The organism is Streptomyces enissocaesilis (assembly GCF_039533765.1).
Classification (GTDB): Bacteria; Actinomycetota; Actinomycetes; order Streptomycetales; family Streptomycetaceae; genus Streptomyces; species Streptomyces enissocaesilis.
Genome location: NZ_BAAAUD010000004.1, coordinates 2,501 through 5,101, shown reverse-complemented (window position 1 = coordinate 5,101; position 2,601 = coordinate 2,501). Strand labels below are relative to the sequence as shown.

Here is a 2,601-nt window from a genome sequence, read left to right as displayed (position 1 = left end):
CAACACAGTGGACGCGAGCAACTGAGGACAAGCCCTCGGCCTATTAGTACCAGTCAGCTCCACCCGTTGCCGGGCTTCCACATCTGGCCTATCAACCCAGTCGTCTACTGGGAGCCTTAACCCCTCGAAGGGGGTGGGAACACTCATCTCGAAGCAGGCTTCCCGCTTAGATGCTTTCAGCGGTTATCCTTTCCGAACGTAGCCAACCAGCCATGCCCTTGGCAGGACAACTGGCACACCAGAGGTTCGTCCGTCCCGGTCCTCTCGTACTAGGGACAGCCCTTCTCAATATTCCTACGCGCGCAGAGGATAGGGACCGAACTGTCTCACGACGTTCTAAACCCAGCTCGCGTACCGCTTTAATGGGCGAACAGCCCAACCCTTGGGACCGACTCCAGCCCCAGGATGCGACGAGCCGACATCGAGGTGCCAAACCATCCCGTCGATATGGACTCTTGGGGAAGATCAGCCTGTTATCCCCGGGGTACCTTTTATCCGTTGAGCGACAGCGCTTCCACAAGCCACTGCCGGATCACTAGTCCCGACTTTCGTCCCTGCTCGACCCGTCGGTCTCACAGTCAAGCTCCCTTGTGCACTTACACTCAACACCTGATTGCCAACCAGGCTGAGGGAACCTTTGGGCGCCTCCGTTACTCTTTAGGAGGCAACCGCCCCAGTTAAACTACCCATCAGACACTGTCCCTGATCCGGATCACGGACCGAGGTTAGACATCCAGCACGACCAGAGTGGTATTTCAAGATTGACTCCACACACACTGGCGTGCATGCTTCACCGTCTCCCACCTATCCTACACAAGCCGAACCGAACACCAATATCAAACTGTAGTAAAGGTCCCGGGGTCTTTCCGTCCTTCTGCGCGAAACGAGCATCTTTACTCGTAGTGCAATTTCACCGGGCCTATGGTTGAGACAGTCGAGAAGTCGTTACGCCATTCGTGCAGGTCGGAACTTACCCGACAAGGAATTTCGCTACCTTAGGATGGTTATAGTTACCACCGCCGTTTACTGGCGCTTAAGTTCTCAGCTTCGCAACCCCGAAAGGTCNTTACGCCATTCGTGCAGGTCGGAACTTACCCGACAAGGAATTTCGCTACCTTAGGATGGTTATAGTTACCACCGCCGTTTACTGGCGCTTAAGTTCTCAGCTTCGCCCCGAAGGACTAACCGGTCCCCTTAACGTTCCAGCACCGGGCAGGCGTCAGTCCGTATACATCGCCTTACGGCTTCGCACGGACCTGTGTTTTTAGTAAACAGTCGCTTCTCGCTGGTCTCTGCGGCCACCCCCAGCTCAGAGTGCAAGACTCATCACCAGTGATGGCCCCCCTTCTCCCGAAGTTACGGGGGCATTTTGCCGAGTTCCTTAACCATAGTTCACCCGAACGCCTCGGTATTCTCTACCTGACCACCTGAGTCGGTTTAGGGTACGGGCCGCCATGAAACTCGCTAGAGGCTTTTCTCGACAGCATAGGATCATCCACTTCACCACAATCGGCTCGGCATCAGGTCTCAGCCTTGTATGAGGGACGGATTTGCCTACCCCTCGGCCTACACCCTTACCCCGGGACAACCACCGCCCGGGCTGGACTACCTTCCTGCGTCACCCCATCGCTTACCTACTACCACCTTGGGCCGGCGGCTCCACCACTTCCCTTTGCCCGAAGGCTCCGGGACGGCTTCACGGCCTTAGCATCAGAGGATTCGATACTGGGCGTTTCAAAGCGGGTACCGGAATATCAACCGGTTGTCCATCGACTACGCCTGTCGGCCTCGCCTTAGGTCCCGACTTACCCTGGGCAGATCAGCTTGACCCAGGAACCCTTAGTCAATCGGCGCACACGTTTCTCACGTGTGTATCGCTACTCATGCCTGCATTCTCACTCGTGTACCGTCCACAACTCGCTTCCGCGGCTGCTTCACCCGGCACACGACGCTCCCCTACCCATCCCAGCGGGCGTTGGCCCTGCATGCTGGAATGACACGACTTCGGCGGTACGCTTGAGCCCCGCTACATTGTCGGCGCGGAATCACTTGACCAGTGAGCTATTACGCACTCTTTCAAGGGTGGCTGCTTCTAAGCCAACCTCCTGGTTGTCTCTGCGACTCCACATCCTTTCCCACTTAGCGTACGCTTAGGGGCCTTAGTCGATGCTCTGGGCTGTTTCCCTCTCGACCATGGAGCTTATCCCCCACAGTCTCACTGCCGTGCTCTCACTTACCGGCATTCGGAGTTTGGCTAAGGTCAGTAACCCGGTAGGGCCCATCGCCTATCCAGTGCTCTACCTCCGGCAAGAAACACACGACGCTGCACCTAAATGCATTTCGGGGAGAACCAGCTATCACGGAGTTTGATTGGCCTTTCACCCCTAACCACAGGTCATCCCCCAGGTTTTCAACCCTGGTGGGTTCGGTCCTCCACGAAGTCTTACCTCCGCTTCAACCTGCCCATGGCTAGATCACTCCGCTTCGGGTCTAGAGCGTGCAACTCAACCGCCCTGTTCGGACTCGCTTTCGCTACGGCTTCCCCACACGGGTTAACCTCGCTACACACCGCTAACTCGCAGGCTCATTCTTCAAAAGGCA

The 2,601-nt window shown here is 56.6% G+C and carries 1 rRNA gene (running past one end of the window); it reads right to left on the bottom strand.

Going from position 1 to position 2,601, the window contains the following annotated elements:
• Window positions 1-23: 23 nt before the first annotated feature.
• Window positions 24-2,601: ribosomal RNA gene (locus ABD374_RS00825) — 23S ribosomal RNA — on the bottom strand; it runs 663 nt beyond the window's last position.